The organism is Woronichinia naegeliana WA131 (assembly GCA_025370055.1).
GTDB classification, from domain to species: Bacteria; Cyanobacteriota; Cyanobacteriia; order Cyanobacteriales; family Microcystaceae; genus Woronichinia; species Woronichinia naegeliana.
In genome coordinates, this window is the sequence record CP073041.1 from 3,023,591 (window position 1) to 3,049,006 (window position 25,416).

The window sequence follows — 25,416 nt, forward strand, 5'->3', positions numbered from 1 at the left end:
CCAGTAATGGTGGCATTAGTGTTAAGTATAGTGTATCGTCAAATAGCGGGTATAAGTGAAGCGGTAAGACTGTTAGAGGAAGAGGGATTGCTATGGGTAGCATCATTAAAAGTAAGCAAACAGGCAGTATCAAAAAGAATGATGAATGTGCCAGCCGAAATATTTGCAATATTACTAAAAGAAGTGTTAGAAAAAGCAGCCGAAAAAGGGAAGAAGCTCCAAGTAGGAGAAAAATGGGAAAAAATAAGAGAAAAGTTTAGTGCAGTGTGGATAGCAGATGGCTCAACGCTAGAGCAGATAAGGAAAAATATGAAAATAAGTAAAGAAGAAAAGAGTAAATTGGGGGGTAAAATAATGATGGTAGTGGAAGCCTTTACCCAAAGACCCGTTACTTTATGGTACACAGAAAATGATAAATCAAATGATAAAATATGGTGTGAAGAATTGGCAGCTAAATTACCAGAAAATGGTTTAATTCTCGTAGATATGGGATTTTTTAGCTTTGTGTGGTTTGATTTGTTAACAGAAGCTAAAAAGTTTTTTCTAACCAGATTTAGAGCGGGTACATCTTACAAAACCAAACAAGTATTGTCTCAAGGTAGTCATTACAGAGATGAGATTATCATTATGGGAAATTACCGTTCTAATCCTTGCAAGCATCCGGTGAGATTAGTCTCAGTATTATGGGGAACAATCTGGTATCAGTATTTAACAAATGTGTTGTCTCCCGAACAACTGTCCGCCGAAGAGGTCTGTGATTTATATCGAAGACGATGGACAATCGAAGAAGCCTTTTTATTAACGAAAAGACTTTTAGGACTAGCCTATTTATGGGTAGGGAATAAGAATGGTGTCCAAATCCAGATTATTTGCACTTTGATTTTCTATACGGTCTTAAATCAATTGGTAGGGGAAGTGGCGATTGCTCTAAATCAACCGAAAGAAAAAATCTCAGTAGAGATGGTGTTTCGGAGTCTATACTATGTAGCGAAGGCTATTGCTAGAGGAGAAAAGCCTGATACAGTAATCTATCTGGCTGAACGTGCTAAGTTATTTGGTTTGGTCAAAGCTGAGAGAAAGCGACATCGAGAAAAGGCCGCTCTCAATCAACAAATTTGGGAACCCATTCTTTTAAGTTGACACCAATGGATGTTGGATGGCTAGTTGAGCAATGCGTTCACTAGGATAGCCATGGGAGGGTAGAGTCCGAAACCAGCGAGGGAAATTAGCCCAAATCCCCTGGGGTAACTCTAAGGAAAGAATTTGAAGTAAGCCGAGAACAATGACATGAAGATTAACAAAACGCTCAAAGGCTTCTACTTTGTTTAAAATCTGAGTCTGAACAGTTTGGGGATAGTCAGGGAGGATAAGATTGCTAGGCCAGGTCGGTAAAGTAGGAAGAGCCTTAAGCCAAAAACGATAGGCAAAGCCGCCCAAAAGATGGATTAATTGACGAAAAGTGACTTCAATCTTAAATCGGAGACCGTAAGCGGCAATAATCTCAGGTCCAGTCAAACAGAGGTCAGTAGAAAGCAGAATCAGTCTTTGTCCGTTGGGCAATTGGGTGAGGACAAACTTAACGAGCTGATGGGGACTATCCCAGTGGAACTCAAAGCACTGATAAGAAACGGAGACTTGTTGACCATAGAGCCAGACTTTAGCGGTGGGAAAATCCTCCACAAGAGCAAACAGGCTTTCTAGTTTTATTGAACTCCCCCAAAGCCGTGGTCGTCCTTTCCCCCTCAAGGTCGGAACGGAAGAAAAGGGAGCATATGCCACTGTAGAGCAACGCACTCGGGTGATGAGATGCAAGGCATTTTGGCGAAAACTTTTGAGCACTGCTCCACAAGCGAAGTAGGGCTTGCTGAAAAAAGCTGAAACCTTTACGGAGAAAAATAGTAGGCGAATTAAGAACCGCTAGAATGCACGAAAATAGGGTAGAATGCCTCAAAACCATTGCATTAAGAAGAGAGAAAGCAGATGTACCGAAAGCAACAGTACTCAATTGAAACACCAGAAAACTTGAAAAATCTGTTCGGCGGGCAGTTAGACGAAGAAAATCGTTGGATAGAAATGTCAAAAATGATTCCCTGGGAAGAATATGAGGAAGAATATGCAAAAAACTTCACAGAAAAAAAAGGAGCCCCAGCCAAATCATTTAGAATGGCATTAGGAGCATTAATTATCAAAGAAATTTCAGGAAAAAGTGACAGAGAAACAGTAGAACAAATAAAAGAGAACCCTTATTTACAGTACTTTATAGGAATGGAAAGCTATAGTAGCAAAGAAGCATTTAATGCGTCAATGATGGTTCATTTTCGTAAAAAAATAGGAATGGAATTAATAAATAAAATTAATAAAGAAATAGAAAAAAAAGCGACGGGTGTAGCGTCAGAAAAAAAAGAAAATGAAGGAAAGTTATTGTTAGATGCGACTTGTACACCAGCAGATATAAAATATCCAACGGATATAGGAATATTGAATGATGCCAGAGAAAAAACAGAAAAAATAATAGATAAGCTGTATGAAGAAATAAAAGAGAAAAGGAAAGAAAAGCCGAGGACTTATAGGGAAGTGGCAAGAAAAGAGTACTTAGCCATAGCAAAAAAACGTCGTGTGTCAAAAAAAGAAAGAAGAAAAGGAACAAAAAAACAACTAGGATATATAAAAAGAAACTTGTCTGATATAGAAAAAATGATAGAAGAGGGAGCAAAGTTAGAAAAACTAACGAAAAAAGAGCAAGAAGAGCTTGTAACGATAGGAAAAGTGTATGAGCAACAGTTAGAAATGTATGAAAAAAGACAAATAAAGTAGAAAACAGAATTGTGAGTGTAAGCCAACCTCACGTGCGTCCAATAGTGCGTGGAAAAGCGGGAAAAGCAGTAGAGTTTGGAGCTAAAATATCGGCAAGTAATGTGAATGGCTTTGTCTTCTTAGACAAATTAAGTTGGGATAATTACAACGAATCGGGAGATTTACCTGACTTTTCCCGTTAAGTGCGGATTGCAAGCTGCCAGCCTTGGCAAAGGTCATGCAACTTCAACCAACCGCGCCAAAGGACTTGGATACCGAGAGGAGTTTTACGACGATGTTCAAGATAACCACCAAGAAAAGCAACAGACTCGACAGCCCAAGCAACAGTCAAAATAGGGGGAAGTTTTTGAGAGGCGGCTGCTTTTAACACCTGAAGTTGAAGAGGATTAAGAATTTCAATCGCGAGAGCATCGGGCTGGGTACGATGAAGATAAGTAACGTGTAAAAGTTCAACAGCAATGACACTTAAAAAACCCAAAAGAGTTTTCATTCCATCAGAGGCAAGTCGATAACGCTCACTCTGACAACCAGACTTAAGGACTTTATGAAATTCTTCAACCCGCCATCGGTAGGTGTACCAACGAAGAATAGTGACAGCCATCTCAATAGTCTCAACAACTTCTGTAGTCAGAAGCATCCAAGATAAAGGAGTTTCGCCTTCGGGACAATCGATTTCTGTCGCATAAACAGCATAGACATTCAACGGGTCACGATTATCAAAACGATAGGGAGTTCGTAGATTAACTGAGCAAAATCGGACGGCAAGCTTAACCTTCCGTGCTTTTCTTTTTCCTGTACTCGGAATCTCGATTTCTTGATGAAAACGAATCGGTTCTGATTCCAAATGTTGCCAAAGTCGTTCACTATTTTTGTCTAAACTACGATTATGAGACGCTCTGACCAGCACTCCTGTATGCTTCTGACTTTTCCCGTTAAGTGCGGATTGCAAGCTGCCAGCCTTGGCAAAGGTCATGCAACTTCAACCAACCGCGCCAAAGGACTTGGATACCGAGAGGAGTTTTACGACGATGTTCAAGATAACCACCAAGAAAAGCAACAGACTCGACAGCCCAAGCAACAGTCAAAATAGGGGGAAGTTTTTGAGAGGCGGCTGCTTTTAACACCTGAAGTTGAAGAGGATTAAGAATTTCAATCGCGAGAGCATCGGGCTGGGTACGATGAAGATAAGTAACGTGTAAAAGTTCAACAGCAATGACACTTAAAAAACCCAAAAGAGTTTTCATTCCATCAGAGGCAAGTCGATAACGCTCACTCTGACAACCAGACTTAAGGACTTTATGAAATTCTTCAACCCGCCATCGGTAGGTGTACCAACGAAGAATAGTGACAGCCATCTCAATAGTCTCAACAACTTCTGTAGTCAGAAGCATCCAAGATAAAGGAGTTTCGCCTTCGGGACAATCGATTTCTGTCGCATAAACAGCATAGACATTCAACGGGTCACGATTATCAAAACGATAGGGAGTTCGTAGATTAACTGAGCAAAATCGGACGGCAAGCTTAACCTTCCGTGCTTTTCTTTTTCCTGTACTCGGAATCTCGATTTCTTGATGAAAACGAATCGGTTCTGATTCCAAATGTTGCCAAAGTCGTTCACTATTTTTGTCTAAACTACGATTATGAGACGCTCTGACCAGCACTCCTGTATGCTTGAGTTGACGCACTGAGTCAAAGACTTCTGAAACATCTCCTTCTCTGTCAAATACATGAATTACCCTCGTTGAACTTTCTACCTGTTTCTCACAGGTGTTTAGAGCCTCTACCCATTTGTAGGATTCTTTTTCCTCAAATGGTCTTTGACGAGCTGCTTTTCTTTGTTCTTTCTGTCTTTCTTTTTTCTGCTTCGCCGTTTCATCTGTTGGGGGCTTTTCTTTTACCTCCCTATTCCACAGTTTTTGCCATAATAAACCTAATACTTGTCCTTTTTCTGGCTCAATTGCTAAAGCACTATGCAGTATTAATCCATTCCCTCCTTTTCCAGTCGGCCCATACCCTTCCCTTTTTTCCTTGATATTGCGATAATCTAAGAAGGTCGTATCTCCGACTGATAGCATTATCTTATATTCTTCTACGGCGGCAGTTGTCATTTCACAGTGCGGCTCTATTATCTTGACAAAGTCTGTTTTCGGATTCCCAAAAATTCATAGGCCCTCTTTAACTCGTTTCCTCCCTTAAACACTTCTGATAAGGCTTTTCCAAACCCCTCACTTAACTTTTTCCCAATCGAGAAGGCACGATTGTTTAGCCTCTCGTCTCCCAATTCACAACTGGCAAAGTTTTTTGTCCACCATTCCAACATTTTTTGACCTGCCCTTTAAGATTTTCTCCATTTTACAGTCTCATACTCCCTTCATCCTTTGTTTTTGAAATTTGAACGATAAGCGGGATGATGGCTTCAGAATATTTTTTTCCTGTCAAGAGAATCATTACTCAAACCCTTGCCAGATAAAGCCTCTAGAAGTTTGCATTGCTGGATTTTGGACTTAACGGGAAAAGTCAGGGAGATTTACAAGCGCGAATAGAAGAATATAAAAGGGAAACAGGATGTTATCCGGAATCGGTTCATGTGGATAAAATCTATCGAACAAAAGCGAATCGAGCTTATTGTAAAGAAAGGGATATAAGAATGAGTGGTCCCCGATTGGGAAGACCGCCGAAAGAGGTGAGCAAAGAAAAAAAGAAAGAGGCACGCTCAGATGAAAGAGTGCGTAATGCCATTGAGGGTAAATTCGGACAGGGAAAGAGGAAATTTAGTCTTGGTCGAGTGATGGCCAAACTACCTGAGACCTCGGAAACGGTAATTGCGATGAACTTTTTGGTAATGAATCTTTCTACTCTACTTCAGAAGACAAAAAGTAAAAAGTTGTAGAGTCGTTTTTCTTGTGAAAAATGGTGTTAATTTTCCTCTCTTTTGTGAGGAGTGATTTGTGTTGACCTTTTTAGACAGAAAGGAACAATAGATTAAACAAAATCTGTATTTTGATTTGTTTCCATAAGGATAAGTTATCTATGCTTTTTCAGTCCATACTTCCCTAACCCACATTTCTTTCGTTTTTTGACTTTTTCAGCAAGCCCTAAATATTTCAAGGCTTCTTTGCTGGCGATGCAACCTACTTCGTTTAAGCCTTTTTGAATATTTATTTCTGTATCCAACATTGAACGACTGAGTTCTAATGTTAGTTCTATTTTTATCTTTGAACCCTCTACATTAATTAGTTTTGCTGTCATCATTGTTTCCTCTTTGTCACTTTTCATCCCATGTTAACACTTTTCTTTTCCTTCATCAACTAAAGGTCACACCCTTCTGAACAGAGAACATCAAACTCCAGAGTGGCGGGATTACGTCCAGCTGCATCTACTTTTAAAACATTGAAATTTCGTCCAAAAAGTTCGGTTAATTTATCATAAATACTCATTAAAATACCAGAGCGATTTTTCATTGTCACCTGAATTTTAATCGTACAAAACTGACAATTCCACTGTAGTATTTTCTGATGTTCGGGTTTGATATTTTTCAGATTAAGACAGTCTTGACGGTGAACTCGTAATGGCTTAAGATTGCGCTCACTAACAACGCCAATAATTTCACCATCCTGGGGCAAAGGAAGACAGCAGGATGCCAAAATAATTTCTTGATTAGGATCAATACCTGAAATAGCAGGTAGAGTATCCAAGACATTATTATTAGCAATGGTAAACCCTTTTCTTTTGAGTTCCAATTCAATTTGTCTTTTTATTTTATCAATACTAATTTGTCCTGCACCTAGACTTTTTAGTAATGTTCGAGTATTTTTGTAATGGAGTTGTCGAGCCGCTTCAAGATAGATTTCTCCATTAAGAGAATACAGATCAGCAAATTCTTGTTTTAAAATCTTGATGCCCTTCTCAATATCTTTTTCTTTGAACCATTTGCGAATTTCTTCCTTCGCTTTTTTTGTTGTGACAAACTCTAGCCAAGCGCGATCAAGACATTTGTTAAAACCTTCAATAATCTGCACAACCTGATTATTTTGTAACTGTGTATTAAGAGGTACTTCTTTTCCGTTGACGAAAGCTCCTTGACAGCGATGGCCGATGTTTGTATGTATTCCATAGGCAAAATCTACGGGGGTAGGATACCTTTCTGTATGAGGATCAATTCGTAATTTTATCTCATCCCCCGCAGGAGTTCTGACGATAATAAAATCCCTGGGATGACTAAATAGAGAATTATTGTCTAACCATTCGGGCAAAGATTCCAAATCCAAAATTTGTAAATCCTGATATTCTAATCCGAGATTTTTATCCGCAATAAATTGTTGCATTACAACAGACTCGCCGGTTAGATAGACTGAGCCGCCGCCAATTTCCTTGGCAAATACCAGGTTAACAATATCTTCAAAAGCCAGACTATCTGGATAGGGGCGTAAATTATTCGCTTCTTCTAAAATATTTTGGTATTCAATACCATGCTCTGAATTAACCCGAACCCAATCGAGTAATTCACAGGTCAGTCTTTTTTGTTCATTAAGACTGGGATATTCTAGCTCAATATAGCGAATGGCTGAATTGATAGTAATCGGCGAAACTTCGATGTAAGGTTCTCCCGCTCGAACCGCCTGTTTCAGTCGATCAATACGTTCATCTGACTGTTCTGGCTCAAGCAACAGGTCTAGTAGAGGAGAAAAACTGGTAACGATGTGATGATAGTGCATGATGCAAAAATAACTGGCACAGTTAAAATTTAATTTGTTGTTTAGTATTGTATGGATTCGCTTGTAGGATGTCAGTCGAAGAAAAAAGGGAATTTTGCTTTTGAACCGTATAGACGTTTGCTTATCGCCCCAAAAATCAAAGAAAAGCCTTGTTTATTAAGGTTTTGACTAAACCAGAAGATGATTTTTTACAAACCCAACAAATTTATACTCTCCCAGTTACTATCAAAAAAGTGTGTTATCCAGTACAAAAACAGCCTTTTAAAAAAATGCTAACCCGATCTAGGTCAGGATAGCATCTACACAAATCTCGTACATGGAAAAAAATGGAAATAACGGGAACGTCATCAATTCGCGTAAGATGATGCCTCTACTAATGATTCGAGTCTGTCGAGGCTCAAAAGTTCATCCTGTTGTTGGGAATGGTTGTTCTCAGGATGTCCTCCGCCAGAGGATTTTCGCTTATTTCTGTCAAGTAAATCTTGGTCTAAAACTCGTTCTCGTTTTCGTTTTTTCTGGCGTTCCTGATCGCCTGTGGCGTTATTCTGAATCGGGACATAGGAGATGGATGGGGCGATAATTAGTTCGCCTCTAGCAATTTTAGCTAACAGGGCAGAAATCGAACCTTTGTCTGCGTAAATACAGCTATAAGCTTCGGCAATCGTTTCTAATCGGTCTTTATCTTCAGGACTAATATTGAATTTATAAGACTGATGACCTAATTTGGGCTTTTGGCCACGCCCTCGTGCCAAGTTTTCTATGCGTGGATTAGGATTAGACATTTTTGAATTTAATTCTCCTCAACCAGTCGGTTGTACATAAGTGGAAAGTCTGCAACAGATGTAAAGCTCACAGTGTAAAGCTTGTCGGACTTGCCGCTAAGACAAAATTATAAGCTGATTAGGAAAAAAAAAACCTAATCTACTCCCATCTTGCCACTTTATAAGGGCTATTTACAAATATTGCGGTATAAAGGCTGACATTGTATTTGCGAATTTCGTGGCGATCTACATTTTTCGTAAGCCAGCGAAGACTCTGAACACGGAACCAAGCAAAATCCACTTAAGGAATTTTACCTCCAAATGTTGACACTGAATTAGGAATGGGCTACGATGTGTTTAGTCGAGGAGTTGTGGTTGATCATCGTTCGTGCCTTTCTATGAGGTTAATCCTGCCATGAATAAAATCCCCCCCCAGAAATGTCTTGATGAGGTTAATCCTGCCATGAATAAAATTCCCTCTGAGAAATGTTTTATGACTCTGTGTGTGGTCTTTCTCCGAGGTGGTCTGACCACCATGACCACCACAATCATCACTGCAAGTAGCCTTTTTAATATTGGCGACCACTTACCCCCGTCGTCTTCCCACAATCTACGGCTCCCTGTTCATTGTTCTTTTACTAGTTCTGATCATCATTAAAATTAGAATGAGGTTCGCTATTATGTTTGGATTGCTGTTCAAAGAGATTCACTCTGAGTTGGTTGAAATGCTGGTCGGTTTAGTGTTATATGGAGCTAAAGCTGATGAAGCACACCAAATCTATCTCATTTCGGCTCTAACCTCTATTTTTTCCCTTTTTCTCTGTTTTCTGACTTTTTAGAGAGGTAAATCGTCTTAAGAACACTAGAGCAATGAATGTCCGTTATTCGCTTATTATCTTTGTAAGGACGATTAAACTCTTGGATACAGGGGTTTAATTTCTTGTATTTAGCTTCAAAACAACATAAGAAATATTCTCCAAATATTTTCTAACTGATATACTTGATTTAGGACACGAAGGAGGTGTCAAACAAACTATGACAATTCAAACTCAAGACATCACTGTAAACGAGCAATTATCTGGTGATCGGCGATCGTCGGGCGATCGCCCATCTATTCTGAATAATAACTTGTTAAATCGTCGTGGGTTAACAAGTAACCAATATGTTATCCTGAGAGAACTACTCAGGCTAAGAACGGCAACCCTCAGCCGTTTTGAGATTGAAACTAATCGCTTAGGACAAGGTATTGGCCAAGAATTAGAAGGATTGGAAAAGGCTGGCTGGGTAGAGAGTCAAGTCACAGGAAGTACTCTTGAACCAAGGGTTTACTATCTTTCGGCAAAAGCTATTAAATTATTGCTATTCCCTGAGGATAACTAAGCCAGAATTTCTAACTTATGGATAATTGGTTTGCGTCGAGTGAACAATTAATTAAAGATAATCTGGCTTGGTTCATTGTTTTAGCAATTCTTTTAGGGGCTTTTTGGGGAGTTTGGTCTAGCGTTATTAAAGAAATTGAACGCCCCTCCCGACGGAGACCTGGATTCAGGAAGATAAAACTCACCCTAACTTCGGAAGTTTTCCGAAAAATCAAGGGGATCGTCTTCAGGCTTTTATTTGCCAATACCCTATGGGCGATTGTTCTCTCTGTTATTGTGGCCATGCTGTTCTTTATTCTTAACCGATTTTACGAGACAGTTTGGGTTAAATTAATTGTCGCCTTTTCTGTTAGCCATGCGATCGCCAGGAAACAAGGTAAAATTTCTTTATTGAATGCTTACTTAGGCGGTTTTGATTTGGATAGTGTTCCTTTCTTTGGCGACATAATTCAGGATTTAACGAAAAACTACGAAGATTTTCATAAAAAGCAGTTTGAACAGTTAAACGAAAAATGTAACGAACTTTATTCCGAACTTATTAATAAACAGATGGCAAAAGAGAGTCTTGTTGCATCTCAAAATCAGGAGAAGTTTGAAAATTTACTTAAATCTAAGTCTATTGGAGAAATAGAAAATCTTCTTTCAGAAAGAGTTGCTTATTGGCCTCAACAAGACAGACAAGAAATTCTTTCTCATCAATTAGAACAAATTCGCAGTTTACCTGAGTCAGAAAGAAATTCAAGACTCATTGCTTTAGTCGAACAAATTTGTCCCGAACTAATAAACTTACAATAATCACATATTGCTCAATAAATCCGACCTATAAAATAATAATTAATTTAAGTAGCTGGTTGCAATTAAATATAAAACGTGGGATGGGCATCCTGCCCGTCCACAGGCTAGAAGCCTGTTCTACCATCTAACAATTAATTAAGCCCACTTACTGGGTGCGACCTTTAGTTGATAAAAGCTGTTGTAATCAGGGTTCTACAGGGAACCCATATTGATCAAGTTTTGCCCAAAATTGACTCCATCGTTCCTTGGTCAATACCAAAGCTCGTAGGCTCAAAATAATTCCTGCTCCTTTTTCCTTCCATCGCATTCCTGAACAACATAATCGTTGTTTGACCAACGTCTTACAAGCTGCTTCCGTAACACCTGAACCAATCGGATACTTTTTCTCTAAGTAGGGCTTGCTGAAAAAGTCAAAAAACGAAAGAAATGTGGGTTAGGGAAGTATGGACTGAAAAAGCATAGATAACTTATCCTTATGGAAACAAATCAAAATACAGATTTTGTTTAATCTATTGTTCCTTTCTGTCTAAAAAGGTCAACACAAATCACTCCTCACAAAAGAGAGGAAAATTAACACCATTTTTCACAAGAAAAACGACTCTACAACTTTTTACTTTTTGTCTTCTGAAGTAGAGTAGAAAGATTCATTACCAAAAAGTTCATCGCAATTACCGTTTCCGAGGTCTCAGGTAGTTTGGCCATCACTCGACCAAGACTAAATTTCCTCTTTCCCTGTCCGAATTTACCCTCAATGGCATTACGCACTCTTTCATCTGAGCGTGCCTCTTTCTTTTTTTCTTTGCTCACCTCTTTCGGCGGTCTTCCCAATCGGGGACCACTCATTCTTATATCCCTTTCTTTACAATAAGCTCGATTCGCTTTTGTTCGATAGATTTTATCCACATGAACCGATTCCGGATAACATCCTGTTTCCCTTTTATATTCTTCTATTCGCGCTTGTAAATCTCCCGATTCGTTGTAATTATCCCAACTTAATTTGTCTAAGAAGACAAAGCCATTCACATTACTTGCCGATATTTTAGCTCCAAACTCTACTGCTTTTCCCGCTTTTCCACGCACTATTGGACGCACGTGAGGTTGGCTTACACTCACAATTCTGTTTTCTACTTTATTTGTCTTTTTTTCATACATTTCTAACTGTTGCTCATACACTTTTCCTATCGTTACAAGCTCTTCTTGCTCTTTTTTCGTTAGTTTTTCTAACTTTGCTCCCTCTTCTATCATTTTTTCTATATGAGACAAGTTTCTTTTTATATATCCTAGTTGTTTTTTTGTTCCTTTTCTTCTTTCTTTTTTTGACACACGACGTTTTTTTGCTATGGCTAAGTACTCTTTTCTTGCCACTTCCCTATAAGTCCTCGGCTTTTCTTTCCTTTTCTCTTTTATTTCTTCATACAGCTTATCTATTATTTTTTCTGTTTTTTCTCTGGCATCATTCAATATTCCTATATCCGTTGGATATTTTATATCTGCTGGTGTACAAGTCGCATCTAACAATAACTTTCCTTCATTTTCTTTTTTTTCTGACGCTACACCCGTCGCTTTTTTTTCTATTTCTTTATTAATTTTATTTATTAATTCCATTCCTATTTTTTTACGAAAATGAACCATCATTGACGCATTAAATGCTTCTTTGCTACTATAGCTTTCCATTCCTATAAAGTACTGTAAATAAGGGTTCTCTTTTATTTGTTCTACTGTTTCTCTGTCACTTTTTCCTGAAATTTCTTTGATAATTAATGCTCCTAATGCCATTCTAAATGATTTGGCTGGGGCTCCTTTTTTTTCTGTGAAGTTTTTTGCATATTCTTCCTCATATTCTTCCCAAAGAATCATTTTTGACATTTCTATCCAACGATTTTCTTCGTCTAACTGCCCGCCGAACAGATTTTTCAAGTTTTCTGGTGTTTCAATTGAGTACTGTTGCTTTCGGTACATCTGCTTTCTCTCTTCTTAATGCAATGGTTTTGAGGCATTCTACCCTATTTTCGTGCATTCTAGCGGTTCTTAATTCGCCTACTATTTTTCTCCGTAAAGGTTTCAGCTTTTTTCAGCAAGCCCTACATAACAATCGTGATAAAAATTTAATTCATCTCTAGCAAGATCTTTAAAACCCCTCTTTTCTGAGCGTGGGCAAAGGCCGTTAACCCATCTTCTAAAGGATATTTCGCTTGAACGAGATCTAATACTTTAATTTTTCCTTCGGCTAATAATTGCAAGGCGGGAGCAAAAGGGCCACAGCGAGAACCGATCAACGTAATTTCATCCACCACGATCGCCGAAATATCTAGACTCAGAGGATTAGCATAGGTACTTTTTAAAATCAACGTTCCCCTCGGACGCAACCCTTGACGGGCGATCGCAAAGCCTTCAGGATTGCCAGTACATTCCACCGCTAGATCAAAACTTCTAGGAATCAAACTCTCTGCCAAACCCGTTTGAATCCCTAAATGGCGTAAATGCTCTAATTTTTCCAGATGACGACCGATCACCCAGAGATCACAGCCCGTTAACGCTAAAGTTTGAGCCACTAACTGGCCCAATTTGCCATCTCCAACCACCAAAACCCGATCATTGGGGCTAATTTTTACCTGTTCTTGAATCTCTAAAGCCGCCGCCACCGGTTCTGTAAAAGTCGCTGCATCCGTCGTCAGGGCATCTGGGACAGAATGAAGATTTTGGACTGGTAGGGTTAAATAGTCAGCAAAGGCTCCATTCCGATTGACAATGCCCAATACCGTCCGATTTTCACAATGGGTAGATTGTCCTGACAGGCAAAAACTACAATGACCGCAGGTTGCATTAATCTCTCCGACGACCCTCTGCCCGATTAAATGGGCTGGCCCCTGCTCTACCATGCCAACAAATTCGTGACCCAATACCCCCCGATAGGGATAATAACCGCGCAATAATTCTAGATCGGTGTTACAAATACCGGCCTGTAGAACCTTTACCAAGGCTTCATCTGAGGCTAGGACGGGAGTAGGAAGATCGGTTCGCAATGAGAGATGTTGGTCTTCGAGCCAGAGTCCTTTCACGGCAATAATTTGAGTAAATTTTAAGTTAGGTTAAAATTTGAGCTAGGGCGTAAACTGCATTTCCCCTACAGAGATATCTTTTCGGAGTGGTGTAGGGGCGTATTAAGTACGCCCTCTGATTGCTTAAACAGCAGCGAAGTAAGCTTTTGATTTGACCGGATCAGGGTTCATCGTTTTATCCCCTTCTTGCCAACCAGCCGGGCAGACTTCATCGGGATGGGATTGAACGTATTGAAGGGCTTTGAGTGTCCGTAGGGTTTCATCGACACTGCGACCAAAGGAGAGGTTGTTAATGGTGGAATGTTGGATCACACCATCTTTGTCGATGATAAATAGACCCCGCAGAGCAATACCTTCTTCTGGATCGAGAACGTTATAGGCAGCACTGATTTCTTTTTTGATATCGGCAACGAGGGGATAGGCAATGTCGCCTAAACCACCCTGTTTGCGATCGGTTTGTACCCAAGCTAGGTGAGAAAAGACGCTATCAACGGAAGTTCCTAGAACTTCTGTGTTGAGTTTGCTGAATTCTTCGTAGCGATCGCTGAAGGCAATAATTTCGGTGGGGCAAACAAAGGTAAAGTCGAGGGGATAAAAGAAGAGAACAACATATTTACCCCGATAATCAGAGAGTTTGATGGTCTTGAACTCCTGATCCACCACAGCCGTTGCCGTAAAATCAGGGGCTGCTTGACCGACACGTAAACATTCTGTCATGTTGTAATTCTCCTTAGAGTTGGAATGATTTTCGAGGGATGATTAATCATTACGATTTGTTAAAACTATATCATAGTCATAACGATTTTGACCTACCCTCTGCCTATCCTCACCATGAAATCTTCCAATAGTCCCCCTGGTCGTCAATCCCTCTTTTTGCCGACTAACCGTATGAGAAAAACCATCCGTCCGGTCATTCGTAATCCCAAACCGAAACAAAAGCACTTATTTGAGAGTGATCTCTACCATTGGTTATTGGTAATTTCCTGGAAACGCTTTCTAGGGATGATTTTTCTCTTTTACTTTGGCTTGAATCTCTTATTTACACCGTTATATTTATTGGCTGGAGATGGTATTGGTAATGCCAGACCTGGATCCTTTAAAGATGCTTTTTTCTTTAGCATTCAGACCCTTTCTACGGTGGGCTATGGTTATCTCTATCCCAAAACGTTAACAACTCAAATCCTGGTGACAGTCGAGCTTTTTGTTGGTTTATTAGCGATCGCCATTTTAACAGGACTCATGTTTGCCCGTTTTTCCCGACCCACCGCCAGAGTGCTATTTAGTGAGGTGGCAGTAATTTGTGATTTTGAGGGAGTTCCTACCTTGATGTTTCGAGCGGCTAATCGTCGTGCCAACCGGATTTTAGAAGCTCAAGTGCGGGTCAATGTTTTGCAAGATCATGTTACCCAAGAGGGCCACGAAATTCGCCGTTTTTATGATTTACCCCTACTGCGATCGCAAACCCCTGTGTTTGGACTGAGTTGGTTAATCATGCACCCCATTAATGAGCAGAGTCCTTTTTATGGTAAAACGCCCGCAGAAATAGAGGACAGTAAGGCCGAGTTATGGATCAGTTTAACCGGCTTAGATGAAACCTTTTCCCAGACCATTCATAGCCGTTATGCCTATACTACTAACGATTTTTTATGGAATCATCGTTTTGTCGATATTTTTTCCAAGAATCAAGCAACCGATCAATGGTATATCGACTTAGGATGCTTTCATGAGGCGGAACCCTTGACAGATTGATCATTGGCCGTTTAGTGAGAATTTTGGTAGAATTAACTATAATCGTTTAGGAGTTGCGTCCCTTGTTTACCACCTTGAAGCCCATCGCACCAACCAAAACAGAAAAATTACCTTATGACTTAGTTAATGCCATTCAGGAACTCAAAAAAGACTTAAATGCCGTTATTCTGGCCCATTATTATCAAAACTCAGAAATTCAGGACATTGCTGACTATTTGGGGGATTCTCTCGGATTAGCGCAACAGGCTGCCCAGACCCAAGCCGAAGTCATTATCTTTGCCGGTGTTCATTTCATGGCAGAAACAGCAAAAATTCTCAATCCTGACAAATTAGTCTTATTACCGGATCTGGAAGCGGGCTGTTCCCTCGCGGATAGTTGTCCGCCCCAGGCCTTCGCTCAATTTAAAGCGGCCCATCCCGATCATTTGGTCATTTCCTACATTAACTGTACGGCGGAAATTAAGGCCATGAGCGACATTATTTGTACCAGTTCCAATGCCGTTAAAATTGTTCAGCAAATTCCCCTAGATCAACCGATTATTTTTGCTCCCGATCGCAATCTTGGTCGTTATGTGAGTGAGCAAACCGGACGGGAAATGTTGTTATGGGAAGGAAGTTGTATTGTTCATGAGACCTTTTCCGAACGCAAATTAATTGCCTTAAAAATCCAGCATCCTGAAGCGGAAATTTTGGCCCATCCCGAATGTGAAGAAATCCTGCTACGTCATGCCGATTTTATTGGTTCCACAACGGCCCTGCTGAAATATAGTCAACAAAGCCAGGCTCAAAATTTTATTGTGGCCACAGAACCAGGCATTATTCATCAGATGCAAAAAGCCTCTCCCCAAAAAGGGTTTATTCCGGCTCCAGGTCAAGGGAATTGTGCTTGTAATGAATGTCCCTATATGCGTCTGAATACCTTGGAAAAACTTTATCTAGCGATGAAGAATAAAAGTCCTGAAATCATCTTGCCGACTGCAACTTTAACAGCCGCCCTACGACCCATTCAAAAAATGCTGGCTTTGTCCTAACGCCTCGCTATCCACTATCACCTTTTCACTTTTCACCAAAACTATGTTAGAAATTCCTCAAATATTAGCGATTCCCGATCTCTCTGCTGCTGCCTTTGTTGCACCTAATGCGACGGTGGTGGGTGATGTCACCTTGGCGATCGCGACGAGTATTTGGTATGGTGCGGTGGTGCGAGGCGATGTGGAAGGTATTGAAATTGGGGCCTATAGTAATGTGCAAGATGGGGCTGTCCTTCATGGCGATCCTGGACGAGTGACCGTACTAGAAGAATATGTCACCGTTGGACATCGAGCGATTATTCATGCAGCCTATATTGAACGAGCTTCCCTGATTGGTATGGGGGCCATTATTCTAGATGGTGTGAGAATTGGGACTGGAAGTATTATTGGAGCAGGGGCCGTTGTGACGAAAAATGTGCCACCGCGATCGCTAGTCAAAGGTTTACCCGGTAAGGTGGTCAGTGAAGTCTCACCCGAACAAGTCCAAGCCCTAATTGAACATGCCAAACAATATGCCCAGTTAGCCCTGGTTCATGCCGGCAAAGGTCAAAAACCTGGATTCACAAGACAGCAAGATTAGGCTATATATAGAATAATCAAAAAATCTTAAAGTTCTTTTAAGCATACTAAGGCAAGGTGACATTATGGATTGGCGTGTTCTCATTGTGTTGGCTCCTCTGATCATTGCAGGGACTTGGGCCATTTTCAATATTGGTGCTGCTGCGTTAAGACAATTCCAACAATTTAGTCGGGAAAGCTAGAACTCGGTTCTTACTTACGTTGTGGTGATTAGACCGATTGTTCTCTCTTTTGGGGACAGTCGGTTTTATTCTGGTCGTTGGTAAAGTAGCAATATCCCTAAATTTCGATTATGTTTCTCTCTAAAGCCTTTACCCATCGACACCAATGGTGGCAACGTTTTCCCGCTATATCCATGATGGATCGTTATCTGATCAGCCAGTTAATGCCGCCATTTCTGTTCAGTGTCGGTTTGGTGGCAACCCTGGGAGTGGCGATCGGTTATTTATCGGACTTAGCCAATAAAATTGTTGAACGTCAATTGCCCCTTCTACAAGCAGCCGAGATTCTACTTTTAAAAGTACCGGAATTTGTCACCTATGCCTTACCTATTTCGGTAATGTTAACTACCCTGATGACCTTTGGTCGTTTAAGCAGTGATAACGAATTAATTGCTCTTCGCAGTTGTGGAACCAGTCTTTTTCGCATTGCCTGGCCTGCGATCTTTCTGAGTGCCTGGGTAACAGCAGCCACCTTTGGTTTAAGTGAATGGGTTGTACCGAGTGCCAATTATCAAGCGACCACTATTTTAGTAAATTCAATTAAAGAAGAACACGCTTTTTGGCAAAATAAAGATATTTTTTATCCAGATTTTGAAGAAATTAAATTACCCAATGGGGAGAAAAGTCGTCGTCTTCGCAGTTTAGTTTATGCAGAAAAGTTTGATGGCAAAAAAATGAAGACTTTAACGGTGTTGAAATGGTCGGGGAATAATTTAAGTCAAATTGTGATTTCGGATAATGCTACCTGGAATGTTCAAGACCATCAATGGGACTTTTTTAACGGTATTATTTATAAATTAGCTGCCGATGCCTCCTATCGAGAAGCATTACCGTTTAAATATCAGCAATTTCCCTTGCCCAAAGCTGCCTTCGATTTTGCTAGACAGGGGCGTGACCCCTACGAAATGAATATTCAGGAGGCAAAACAGTATATGAGGATTTTAAAATTAATTGGAGATACTAAAAAACTCACCTTCTTTCAAGTCCGAACGGAACAAAAAATTGCCTTTCCCTTTGTGTGTATTGTTTTTGGCTTGGTCGGGACGGCTCTAGGTTCTCGTCCGCAACAGGTGAGCCGTGCCACTAGCTTTGGTTTAAGTATCGCGATTATTTTTTCCTATTATTTATTAGCATTTTTTATGGGCAGTTTGGGCATGATTGAAGTTTTGTCCCCTTTTTTAGCAGCTTGGTTGCCTAACATCCTAGGAATTGGAGTCGGAGTGGGTTTATTGCATCAGTTTAATCAATAATTCTTTATGACCATAATTCTTCACAGATTCAGACATAATTAATAATTGACTGTGATAGGATAAAAATCTAGCTTGTTTAGCCTGGGAGTCATTATCCCATTTTTTCTTATGAGTCAATTTCAACAGATTAACGGTCGTGGCATTCCCCTGAGAGGCAATGATATTGATACCGATCGCATTATTCCGGCTCGTTTTTTACGCTGTGTCACCTTTGATGGTCTGGGAGAAAACGTTTTTGCAGATGATCGTCAACAATTAAAGGGTCAACATTCCTTTGATCAATATCAATATCAAGGCGCGACGATTTTGGTCGTTAACGGCAATTTTGGTTGTGGTTCCAGTCGAGAACACGCTCCCCAGGCCATTATGAAATGGGGCATTCGGGCCATTGTGGGTGAAAGTTTTGCGGAGATCTTTTTTGGGAATTGTATTGCCAATGGGGTTCCCTGTTTAACCGCTTCCCCTGATGATCTAGAGGCTTTACAAACGGCGTTAGAACAGGATGCCCAAACGGAAATTCGTCTTGATTTAGAACAGTTAGCCCTGAGTTATGGTGATCAGGAAATCTCCCTAACCTTCAATGAAGGGGCAAGACAAATGTTAGTCACCGGCAAATGGGATAGCTGTGGTCAATTGATCCAAAATATAGAAGCCATTGAAGTCACAGCCTCAACCTTGCCCTATCTGCACTGGAATTTGGCAGTTTCTTAGAATAGCTCTAAAAACTAAAAAATTAATTAGTGGCCGGAATGGGTGTTGTCATTTTTAACTCCTTTTTGGTCAGTGATCGCCGTAATTGTAGGGGTAAGGGATCTTGGCTAAATTGACTAATTGCCGTATCGGTTAAGTAGTCATCAAACTGAGTTTTTTGATGCAAATAGCGGTTGAAAAAAGCCAAACTAATTAACCAATTTCGGGCATAAGTATAATTACTTAATTGCATAAGTGAGATGCTCTTCATGGTCAGCTTGACGATTTAGAACTTTGACCAGATGCGTCACACATCCCTGCTGTAGTATAACACCTAACTAGTCCAAGCTTTCAATAACCATCCCAGCACGACTCCCAATCCTCCAAAGCGAAGGATTTGCCAAAAAAGATCTCCCAAAATGCCCTGGCGAAGTCCCTGCCAAAAAAGTTCTTGTAACTGGCTATCGCTTAATAAACGACTTTCCATCGTCACCGTCAAGGCCTTTAACTGTTCATCCAAAAGATAAAATTCCTGTTCTAATTCCGGCAGTTGAGTTTCTTGCCAACGGATCTCCACTTCCTGACGATGTTGTTGTAGAGAGTCATATTCTGCCTGGGTCGTCTGAAGCATTGCTTGTCGTTCCCTTAGGGCTAACAGCGATCGCTCTAACTGTTCAAGAGACTGCTCAAATTCTTGCTCTCTAGAATCGGGATGTTCGATAACGCTATCCTCCACTATTTCACGGCATCAACATCTAAGGCTGTTTTAGTGTAACAAGGACTTTCAACCTGAGCTAAGATTTCTCACGGCAATTCTACCGATGTCGGTTTAGCAATATGGGGTAAGCCCCAACCTAACTTTTCGCGTAAAATTCGGAAAAATTCTGGGGATTGCAGACGAATAAAGCGGGCTGCATAGGGTGATTTTTCTAGATGTACCCGATCCTCTGGCAGCACATAACAACCTCCGTTGCCATCCACCACCATCACCATACGATTGGGAGTCGCGGGAAAAATATTAACCGGTTCCGCATCAGAGAAAACTAAGGCTCTAGAGGCTAAAGAATGGGGACAGATGGGAGCTAATTGCAAAACAGGTACATCGGGAGTGACTACCGGGCCTCCTGCACTGAGGGAATAGGCCGTTGAGCCGGTGGGTGTGGAAATAATAATGCCATCCGCCGCAATATCAACAGGGGCGTGCTGACCAATTTGAATCTCAAAATGGCACATACTGGTCAGGGGTTCTCGGTGTAAAACCATTTCATTGAGGGAAAGAGCTTCCCACAGTAAGGTTTCCTCGCGAAATAACCGTACTGTCAGCATGGAACGGCTTTCAATTTGGTAGTTACCCGTTAGTAACTGATCAATGGCTTCCGTGAGTTGATTCAGATAAATTTCGGTTAAAAAGCCCATGTGACCGGTATTAATGGTCAGGAGGGGAACACCAATGGGAGCTAATTGACGAAAAGCAGATAAAACTGTACCGTCTCCTCCCAGAACAATGCCAAAGTCCAGATCACGGTCAAAATTGGACGGCGTTAACAGTTCAATAGGGGTATGACAAATGGGACGATCCGGCTGAGAATAACCTAGTAGTCCACCACTACCCGTTTCTAAGATGACTTCACAATCTGCCCGCTTTAATATTCCCTGTAAGTCTTGAGCGACTTTACAAGCGATCGGTTTTTCATCATTGTAAATAATGCCTACTTTTGGCACAGCAGCTTAAATCCTAATAGAGGGTGAACAACCAAAGGCCGTCTGGATCAACTAGACAAAGAAACCCTTTTTCTTTTTACCATTTTGGGTCTTGTTCTGCTCATAATCAAGTTCTTTTAGTTTTTTGAGAATACGACCAAAATATTCTTGTAAATAGGATTCTAAGCTGGTTGTTTCCTGGGGATCAAGGTCTAAAAGGGCATAAACATCCGCCATCGGGGCCGTTAAGGGTTTACCACTGGCCAATACTTCTGCAAAGGCAAGGCGGTCAGAAATATTATATGTCCACTGAAAAAAGCGGGTTAAACTTCGCATAAAACGCAATAGACCCAAGGGAACTTTCGAGATTTTGGCTTCTTGATTCGATAATTGTTCACAGAGTTGAATGATTTCTTCCCCTGTCCAAGCACGATCGCCGACGACGGGAAGGGTTTGTCTTGCGGTGCCAGGAACCTCTAGAACTCGCACTGCAAATTTGGCCACATCCAGGGTATCCATATAGGCGGTGGGCGTACTTTCTCCCGTCATCCAGACCGCCTGATTATCGAGAATGGGGATGGCATATTGACCAATTAACCCTTGCATAAAGCCACAAAGCTGCAAAATCGTGTAATCCAAATTCGATTCTGCCAGGAATTTTTCTGTACAGGCTTTAATGTCCATTAAGGGAACATTGGGATAATCGGCTGCCCCTAAAATAGAAAAGAAAACAAATTTTTTAATGCCTGCTTTTTGGACTGCTTGAATGAGATTGACTTTTCCTTCCCAGTCAACCTGGCGAATGGAACGAGGTTCACTGGCCCTAGCAGTTGAGGCATCAATTACCGCATCCACTTCTACCAAGGCGATCAGCAAGGTTTCCGGTTTACAGATATCGCCAATCAGCAGTTCTGCGCCCCATTCTTTTAGGAAAGTTGCTTTTCTCAGATTCCTTACCAAACATCGTACTGAATGCCCCTGATCCAGGGCGCGACGAACGATTTGCCGTCCCAGAGTCCCTGTTCCACCAACTACCAATACTCGCATTTAAACTTCGTAACGTTTTTTTAAGTTTCTCTAAGATACTATCAGAATTTGTTAACTTCATGATATTGCTTTCTCATCTTTGAGCAAATGAACTGTTTTTCGGTTTAAACTCTAAATCCAGGAAGACTAGTTTATTTTTACCCTCCGTTCTGGTTTTAAGGAGTGGACTGAATGTTAGGTGTAGCCGTCCACCAGCTTAAGGCATAGGGTTGGGCAACTGGATAAGGGGTTGAACGCGATCGCATAGCGCCACTTTGTGATCGCACCCTAATTTTATACTGTCCAGTTTGCGGTACTTGGCAGAAAATATGTTCAACGCTATCTACCAGACTTTGGGAGGAACAGAGGCTCAAGGCCTGATCAGAAATCTCTGTCTGAGAGTCAACGGGTAATAGATAAAGATCCAAATTATTTAAACCCAGATCCCTGAAATTTTCTCCTAAATCATAGCTTTTATTCTGGTTTTGATCCTCCAATTCGACCCAACGATCCCACACTAAAGTAATGGCAACAAAACTATGCTGAGCTAAGGGATTGGCCAAAATATAATCTTGAAAAGTTTGAGGCGTAAGATGACCATAATTCCAACCAAGAGGGGGAATGGGTTGCTGATTTGTCCATTGTCCAGCCTGAAATTGTTGATAGGCACGAAAAGCATTTAACTGTCCGGCTCCCATAGAAGGATCTAGGGGAATTTGTGGATTGTGAAAAGCGGTTGATTGTCGCCAAATCTGATTTTTTTGGGTCAAAATTGTGCGAGTCATACCCAATAAAGAACCATCCCCTGAATCTTGTAATTTATCGGCGGAGTTGAGCAAAATAGCCTTCATCACTTCATGACGACGGGAGGCTAGACTCCAATGGGCTGAGTACCTACTCAGTTGGCGATCGCCGAATTCCTGAAGCAAGGCGATCGTGCCTGTGACCTGGGGCGCGGCAAAACTCGTTCCCGTCACCGTATGCAGTTTACCGGCTAAATCATAGGTTTTAATCTGGCTACCAGGAGCCACTAGTGTCACCCCTGATCGTGAACCCGTATTCATTTCTTGCTCAATAATGCGTCGGCCAATGCCCTGGGGCGATCGACTGAGATTGGCAAAATCTACTTTGTCGAATTTTTCCTGTCTTTTAGTACTATAGGCGACGGTTAGACCATTATAGTGATCCGTCGGAATGGGAATTCCCCCTTTGCCTTGATTACCGGCCACAACAAAGAGAACATTTTGGCTACGGGCTAACCAATCAATACATTGGCTTAGGAGAGCTTGCCCATCTAAGCTGGCTTCTGGTCGGGGATCACGGTTTAAGGATTCTCCAAAACTAAAATTGATGGCTCGTACATCGTTGCCATTTTGTTGAGCAATCATCTGACTAGTTAAACATTCCTCCGGCTGACCATTCTCTGCCAACGATCCGATCGCTCCCACGTAGAGTCTTGCCCCAGGAGCGACCCCAGGAAACCGTTTATCTCGACTGACCAAAATACCCGCCACCATCGCCGCATGATTGTCTAAATAACGATTCGGTTCTGCCAGGCGATCGCGGACAAAAATACCTGCCAGGGAAAAAGGAGGCTGCCAAGCAGCTATCTTATCAAAACCAAATTTTCCGGCTCGTCCTACTTCCACCTGCCCAATGGCAATCTTACTGCCGGTCAGTAAATAGGGAGCTTGTTGAAGACGACGAGCATCAATCCCCTCCTGCTCCAAAAAACTTGTTTGGGCAACAACACTAGTTAGGCAAAAACTCAAAAAAAACCAGATCCAGAAATAAGGATAACCAAATCTCATGGTCATCACAACTCTCAGTATTTTTCTGTTACCATTCATCATAAAAAGTTACGGATCAATTCCCTAGACAACTTATTTTTAAGGTTATCAAAAGAGGAAATTTTTGAGTCCTCCCCAGTTTTATTGAAAAAGGTGTCAGAATAAAAATAAATTACCTGTCGAACTCCAATCATAACCTGATTAACCCCTCATGACTTCATTCCCAGAAATTGATCAATGTAAAATCGAATTGCTACAAAAAACCTTGAGAGAAAGTCCTCTTAAACTTGCGGATCTCAGTACATTTCAGCGAATTATTCTAATCACAGATGGAACATTAACCGACATTTTAGAGATTTATCTTTTAGAGAAAATTTCAATTTTTAAACTCTCTGAAGAAATCATCAATCTTACAGAAAAGATTCCAGCTTTAAATCTTGAAGAGGGGGTCAATGTGATTAAAAGAAAAATATTCCTTCAGGGAACAATCAGCCAAAAGAACTGGATTTATGCTGAATCGATGATTGTTCCTGAACGGCTGGATGTTCTTTTCCAAGAACAACTACTCAACTCCGAAAAACCGATTGGTAAACTTTGGTTAGAATATCGCGTGGAAACCTTTAAAGAAATTATTGATTTATCTCAAGAACCGGCGGGGGATTTGTCCGAGTACTTTCAAATTAACCAAGACGAAAAACTTTTCTCTCGTACTTATCGAGTTTTCTCCCAAGGTCAACCGATTATGATGATTACAGAAAAATTTCCAGAGAGTTATTTTATTTGAAGTCAACTGACACTATTCAGCACTGGTTCAGCCTAGTTGTTAAATAGCCTGAAAGTCTTGCCCTGTAAGGATTTTAGTGATTCAGGACAAAAATCGTTGTATCCCTTGCTGCACAGGGGTTTGATGCAATTCCAATAATCAGACTGAACCATTGCCTACAACCCTTGCTCAATAAGTATTCTGTCGTTATTTCTGAGAATAAAATAAACTGTGTGTTTTCTCCTAACTTAATAGCTCAAAAGTCTTGCTATGGAAGGACTTCAGTATTTGAGGTCTGAAAATGTCTTCCTAGACTAACAGAATAGAACTATAGCAGTTTTTACCTGAGTGAGATATAAAAATATCCCTCAAAGCCTTGCTGTATAAGCATTCTTATGATTTCATCCTTGCTTAAAACGCTATAACTTCACTAAAATATCCTGGACGGCAGAGGGCAATTGCCGCATAATTTTGCCCTTCTCTAGATCAATGGCAACCAGGGTAACTTTGGCTGTCAAACATAATTCTTTCGTTTCTAGACATTCAAGGCGATAGTCCCAATCCAGTCGCACTCCCTGAATTTGATTCATAATTGTTTTGACCACAGCCGTTTGGCCCATGCGGATTGGACGGTGGTAGCGGATTGTTAACTCAACAACGGGTAAGTCACAGCCCATTTTTACCAACTCAGCAAAGTCAATGCCGATGGAGCGTAAACATTCAACTCTGGCAGTTTCCATCCAGGTCAAATAGGTTCCATGCCAAACAACACCCGCATAGTCAGTGTGGTGGGGCTGAACTCGGACGACATATTCAAACCATTTTTCGCTTTCAGCTTTGAGTGGTGGTTTAACAGCGATCGCTGTAGAGGAGGGAAGTTGAGGAGTGGCAGACAAAGTAGATTAGCAAAGGAAAGACAACACACTAATCATAATATTGTTGTAACGGTAAAATCCATTTTTTTAGAAATTGATCAAGATGGCCTTGAAATCATTAGACTTCTTGCACAATAGCGTTTGATCCCTCTAAATCCCCCTTAAAAAGGGGGACTTACTTGAATTTGCAAGAGATCTATTACTGAAAACAATTAGTT

At 40.9% G+C, this 25,416-nt stretch carries 24 protein-coding genes and 5 pseudogenes; 12 read left to right on the plus strand and 17 right to left on the minus strand.

The window, feature by feature from the left end; translation table 11 throughout:
• The first annotated feature begins 6 nt into the window (after positions 1 to 6).
• Positions 7 to 1,140 carry an IS4 family transposase gene (locus KA717_15410; GenBank protein UXE63816.1) on the plus strand — a complete coding sequence of 378 codons (1,134 nt, stop codon included), beginning with the start codon at positions 7 to 9 and terminating at the stop codon, positions 1,138 to 1,140.
• Here the strand turns inward: KA717_15410 and KA717_15415 are convergent.
• Entirely contained in the window at positions 1,132 to 1,839 is a 708-nt protein-coding gene (locus KA717_15415) for a hypothetical protein (GenBank protein UXE63817.1), read from the minus strand. The two genes, KA717_15410 and KA717_15415, sit on opposite strands and share 9 nt — an antisense overlap.
• Before the next feature lie 141 nt (positions 1,840 to 1,980).
• Here KA717_15415 and KA717_15420 point away from each other — a divergent pair.
• Positions 1,981 to 2,978, plus strand: a pseudogene (locus tag KA717_15420) (IS5 family transposase).
• 14 nt (positions 2,979 to 2,992) lie between these two features.
• Here KA717_15420 and KA717_15425 read toward each other — a convergent pair.
• The 3 genes and pseudogenes from KA717_15425 to KA717_15435 all read right to left on the minus strand — a co-directional run bounded on the left by KA717_15425 (position 2,993) and on the right by KA717_15435 (position 5,134).
• A pseudogene (locus tag KA717_15425) lies at positions 2,993 to 3,730 on the minus strand (IS4 family transposase).
• A 16-nt stretch (positions 3,731 to 3,746) separates the two neighbouring features.
• Positions 3,747 to 4,922 carry an IS4 family transposase gene (locus KA717_15430; GenBank protein UXE63818.1) on the minus strand — a complete coding sequence of 392 codons (1,176 nt, stop codon included), beginning with the start codon at positions 4,920 to 4,922 and terminating at the stop codon, positions 3,747 to 3,749.
• A 17-nt stretch (positions 4,923 to 4,939) separates the two neighbouring features.
• Complete coding sequence (locus KA717_15435) at positions 4,940 to 5,134, minus strand: transposase (protein UXE63819.1); 195 nt, start codon at positions 5,132 to 5,134, stop codon at positions 4,940 to 4,942.
• A gap of 204 nt (positions 5,135 to 5,338) precedes the next feature.
• On the opposite strand from KA717_15435, the pseudogene KA717_15440 reads away from it, so the two are divergent.
• Positions 5,339 to 5,704: pseudogene (locus KA717_15440) on the plus strand (transposase).
• A gap of 134 nt (positions 5,705 to 5,838) precedes the next feature.
• On the opposite strand, the gene KA717_15445 reads toward KA717_15440, so the two are convergent.
• The 3 genes from KA717_15445 to KA717_15455 all read right to left on the minus strand — a co-directional run bounded on the left by KA717_15445 (position 5,839) and on the right by KA717_15455 (position 8,311).
• Positions 5,839 to 6,090, minus strand: coding sequence for a hypothetical protein (locus KA717_15445; protein UXE63820.1), 252 nt, complete (start codon positions 6,088 to 6,090; stop codon positions 5,839 to 5,841).
• A gap of 32 nt (positions 6,091 to 6,122) precedes the next feature.
• Positions 6,123 to 7,529, minus strand: a complete 1,407-nt coding sequence (locus tag KA717_15450; protein UXE63821.1) for a TGS domain-containing protein — start codon at positions 7,527 to 7,529, stop codon at positions 6,123 to 6,125.
• A gap of 347 nt (positions 7,530 to 7,876) precedes the next feature.
• The gene (locus KA717_15455) at positions 7,877 to 8,311 is read right to left on the minus strand and encodes a hypothetical protein (protein ID UXE63822.1); all 435 of its coding nucleotides are present in this window, start codon (positions 8,309 to 8,311) and stop codon (positions 7,877 to 7,879) included.
• A gap of 1,014 nt (positions 8,312 to 9,325) precedes the next feature.
• On the opposite strand from KA717_15455, the gene KA717_15460 reads away from it, so the two are divergent.
• On the plus strand, positions 9,326 to 9,670 hold the full coding sequence (locus KA717_15460) for a hypothetical protein (GenBank protein UXE63823.1): 345 nt from the start codon (positions 9,326 to 9,328) through the stop codon (positions 9,668 to 9,670).
• 17 nt (positions 9,671 to 9,687) lie between these two features.
• Positions 9,688 to 10,464 carry a hypothetical protein gene (locus KA717_15465; GenBank protein ID UXE63824.1) on the plus strand — a complete coding sequence of 259 codons (777 nt, stop codon included), beginning with the start codon at positions 9,688 to 9,690 and terminating at the stop codon, positions 10,462 to 10,464.
• Between the two features lie 184 nt (positions 10,465 to 10,648).
• Here KA717_15465 and KA717_15470 read toward each other — a convergent pair.
• The 4 genes and pseudogenes from KA717_15470 to KA717_15485 form a co-directional block, all read right to left on the minus strand.
• A pseudogene (locus tag KA717_15470) lies at positions 10,649 to 10,840 on the minus strand (ISKra4 family transposase).
• Positions 10,841 to 11,085: 245 nt separating this feature from the next.
• Positions 11,086 to 12,423 (minus strand): annotated as a pseudogene (locus KA717_15475) (IS5 family transposase).
• 146 nt (positions 12,424 to 12,569) lie between these two features.
• Positions 12,570 to 13,487 (minus strand): alcohol dehydrogenase catalytic domain-containing protein, encoded by a 918-nt coding sequence (locus KA717_15480; GenBank protein UXE63825.1) that lies wholly within the window; start codon positions 13,485 to 13,487, stop codon positions 12,570 to 12,572.
• Positions 13,488 to 13,646: 159 nt separating this feature from the next.
• Positions 13,647 to 14,240, minus strand: a complete 594-nt coding sequence (locus KA717_15485) for a peroxiredoxin (protein ID UXE63826.1) — start codon at positions 14,238 to 14,240, stop codon at positions 13,647 to 13,649.
• Between the two features lie 114 nt (positions 14,241 to 14,354).
• On the opposite strand from KA717_15485, the gene KA717_15490 reads away from it, so the two are divergent.
• From KA717_15490 to leuD, 6 genes are all read left to right on the plus strand, one after another.
• On the plus strand, positions 14,355 to 15,272 hold the full coding sequence (locus KA717_15490) for an ion channel (protein UXE63827.1): 918 nt from the start codon (positions 14,355 to 14,357) through the stop codon (positions 15,270 to 15,272).
• 74 nt (positions 15,273 to 15,346) lie between these two features.
• Positions 15,347 to 16,303: a quinolinate synthase NadA gene (nadA, locus tag KA717_15495; GenBank protein ID UXE64675.1), complete on the plus strand. Its 957-nt coding sequence runs from the start codon at positions 15,347 to 15,349 to the stop codon at positions 16,301 to 16,303.
• Between the two features lie 43 nt (positions 16,304 to 16,346).
• Entirely contained in the window at positions 16,347 to 16,883 is a 537-nt protein-coding gene (locus KA717_15500) for a gamma carbonic anhydrase family protein (protein ID UXE63828.1), read from the plus strand.
• Between the two features lie 64 nt (positions 16,884 to 16,947).
• Complete coding sequence (locus KA717_15505) at positions 16,948 to 17,064, plus strand: photosystem II protein Y (GenBank protein ID UXE63829.1); 117 nt, start codon at positions 16,948 to 16,950, stop codon at positions 17,062 to 17,064.
• A gap of 110 nt (positions 17,065 to 17,174) precedes the next feature.
• Positions 17,175 to 18,353 carry an LptF/LptG family permease gene (locus KA717_15510; GenBank protein ID UXE63830.1) on the plus strand — a complete coding sequence of 393 codons (1,179 nt, stop codon included), beginning with the start codon at positions 17,175 to 17,177 and terminating at the stop codon, positions 18,351 to 18,353.
• Positions 18,354 to 18,461: 108 nt separating this feature from the next.
• Positions 18,462 to 19,064 (plus strand): 3-isopropylmalate dehydratase small subunit, encoded by a 603-nt coding sequence (leuD, locus tag KA717_15515; GenBank protein UXE63831.1) that lies wholly within the window; start codon positions 18,462 to 18,464, stop codon positions 19,062 to 19,064.
• A 22-nt stretch (positions 19,065 to 19,086) separates the two neighbouring features.
• On the opposite strand, the gene KA717_15520 is transcribed toward leuD, so the two are convergent.
• The 5 genes from KA717_15520 to KA717_15540 all read right to left on the minus strand — a co-directional run bounded on the left by KA717_15520 (position 19,087) and on the right by KA717_15540 (position 23,623).
• The gene (locus tag KA717_15520) at positions 19,087 to 19,296 is read right to left on the minus strand and encodes a hypothetical protein (protein ID UXE63832.1); all 210 of its coding nucleotides are present in this window, start codon (positions 19,294 to 19,296) and stop codon (positions 19,087 to 19,089) included.
• 81 nt (positions 19,297 to 19,377) lie between these two features.
• Positions 19,378 to 19,779 (minus strand): hypothetical protein, encoded by a 402-nt coding sequence (locus KA717_15525; protein UXE63833.1) that lies wholly within the window; start codon positions 19,777 to 19,779, stop codon positions 19,378 to 19,380.
• Between the two features lie 68 nt (positions 19,780 to 19,847).
• Positions 19,848 to 20,765 (minus strand): NAD(+) kinase, encoded by a 918-nt coding sequence (locus KA717_15530; protein ID UXE63834.1) that lies wholly within the window; start codon positions 20,763 to 20,765, stop codon positions 19,848 to 19,850.
• A gap of 51 nt (positions 20,766 to 20,816) precedes the next feature.
• Positions 20,817 to 21,791, minus strand: coding sequence for an SDR family oxidoreductase (locus KA717_15535; GenBank protein UXE63835.1), 975 nt, complete (start codon positions 21,789 to 21,791; stop codon positions 20,817 to 20,819).
• Between the two features lie 155 nt (positions 21,792 to 21,946).
• Positions 21,947 to 23,623: a S8 family serine peptidase gene (locus KA717_15540; protein ID UXE63836.1), complete on the minus strand. Its 1,677-nt coding sequence runs from the start codon at positions 23,621 to 23,623 to the stop codon at positions 21,947 to 21,949.
• A 148-nt stretch (positions 23,624 to 23,771) separates the two neighbouring features.
• Here KA717_15540 and KA717_15545 point away from each other — a divergent pair, with 148 nt between their 5' ends.
• A complete protein-coding gene (locus KA717_15545; protein ID UXE63837.1) occupies positions 23,772 to 24,344 on the plus strand; it encodes a chorismate pyruvate-lyase family protein in 573 nt (190 codons plus the stop codon).
• A gap of 398 nt (positions 24,345 to 24,742) precedes the next feature.
• On the opposite strand, the gene KA717_15550 is transcribed toward KA717_15545, so the two are convergent.
• A complete protein-coding gene (locus KA717_15550) occupies positions 24,743 to 25,219 on the minus strand; it encodes an acyl-CoA thioesterase (protein UXE63838.1) in 477 nt (158 codons plus the stop codon).
• Positions 25,220 to 25,416: the final 197 nt, after the last annotated feature.

Excerpts from the sequence above, each read along its gene's own strand:
- KA717_15490 (UXE63827.1), top strand. The coding sequence starts at position 14,355 with ATGAAATCTTCCAATAGTCCCCCTGGTCGTCAATCCCTCTTTTTGCCG.
- KA717_15450 (UXE63821.1), bottom strand. The coding sequence starts at position 7,529 with ATGCACTATCATCACATCGTTACCAGTTTTTCTCCTCTACTAGACCTG.
- KA717_15435 (UXE63819.1), bottom strand. The coding sequence starts at position 5,134 with ATGTTGGAATGGTGGACAAAAAACTTTGCCAGTTGTGAATTGGGAGAC.
- KA717_15520 (UXE63832.1), bottom strand. The coding sequence starts at position 19,296 with ATGCAATTAAGTAATTATACTTATGCCCGAAATTGGTTAATTAGTTTG.
- KA717_15430 (UXE63818.1), bottom strand. The coding sequence starts at position 4,922 with ATGACAACTGCCGCCGTAGAAGAATATAAGATAATGCTATCAGTCGGA.
- KA717_15540 (UXE63836.1), bottom strand. The coding sequence starts at position 23,623 with ATGATGAATGGTAACAGAAAAATACTGAGAGTTGTGATGACCATGAGA.
- KA717_15535 (UXE63835.1), bottom strand. The coding sequence starts at position 21,791 with ATGCGAGTATTGGTAGTTGGTGGAACAGGGACTCTGGGACGGCAAATC.
- leuD (UXE63831.1), top strand. The coding sequence starts at position 18,462 with ATGAGTCAATTTCAACAGATTAACGGTCGTGGCATTCCCCTGAGAGGC.
- KA717_15510 (UXE63830.1), top strand. The coding sequence starts at position 17,175 with ATGTTTCTCTCTAAAGCCTTTACCCATCGACACCAATGGTGGCAACGT.
- KA717_15500 (UXE63828.1), top strand. The coding sequence starts at position 16,347 with ATGTTAGAAATTCCTCAAATATTAGCGATTCCCGATCTCTCTGCTGCT.
- KA717_15460 (UXE63823.1), top strand. The coding sequence starts at position 9,326 with ATGACAATTCAAACTCAAGACATCACTGTAAACGAGCAATTATCTGGT.
- KA717_15505 (UXE63829.1), top strand. The coding sequence starts at position 16,948 with ATGGATTGGCGTGTTCTCATTGTGTTGGCTCCTCTGATCATTGCAGGG.
- KA717_15410 (UXE63816.1), top strand. The coding sequence starts at position 7 with ATGGTGGCATTAGTGTTAAGTATAGTGTATCGTCAAATAGCGGGTATA.
- KA717_15445 (UXE63820.1), bottom strand. The coding sequence starts at position 6,090 with ATGAAAAGTGACAAAGAGGAAACAATGATGACAGCAAAACTAATTAAT.
- KA717_15455 (UXE63822.1), bottom strand. The coding sequence starts at position 8,311 with ATGTCTAATCCTAATCCACGCATAGAAAACTTGGCACGAGGGCGTGGC.
- KA717_15485 (UXE63826.1), bottom strand. The coding sequence starts at position 14,240 with ATGACAGAATGTTTACGTGTCGGTCAAGCAGCCCCTGATTTTACGGCA.
- KA717_15465 (UXE63824.1), top strand. The coding sequence starts at position 9,688 with ATGGATAATTGGTTTGCGTCGAGTGAACAATTAATTAAAGATAATCTG.
- KA717_15545 (UXE63837.1), top strand. The coding sequence starts at position 23,772 with ATGACTTCATTCCCAGAAATTGATCAATGTAAAATCGAATTGCTACAA.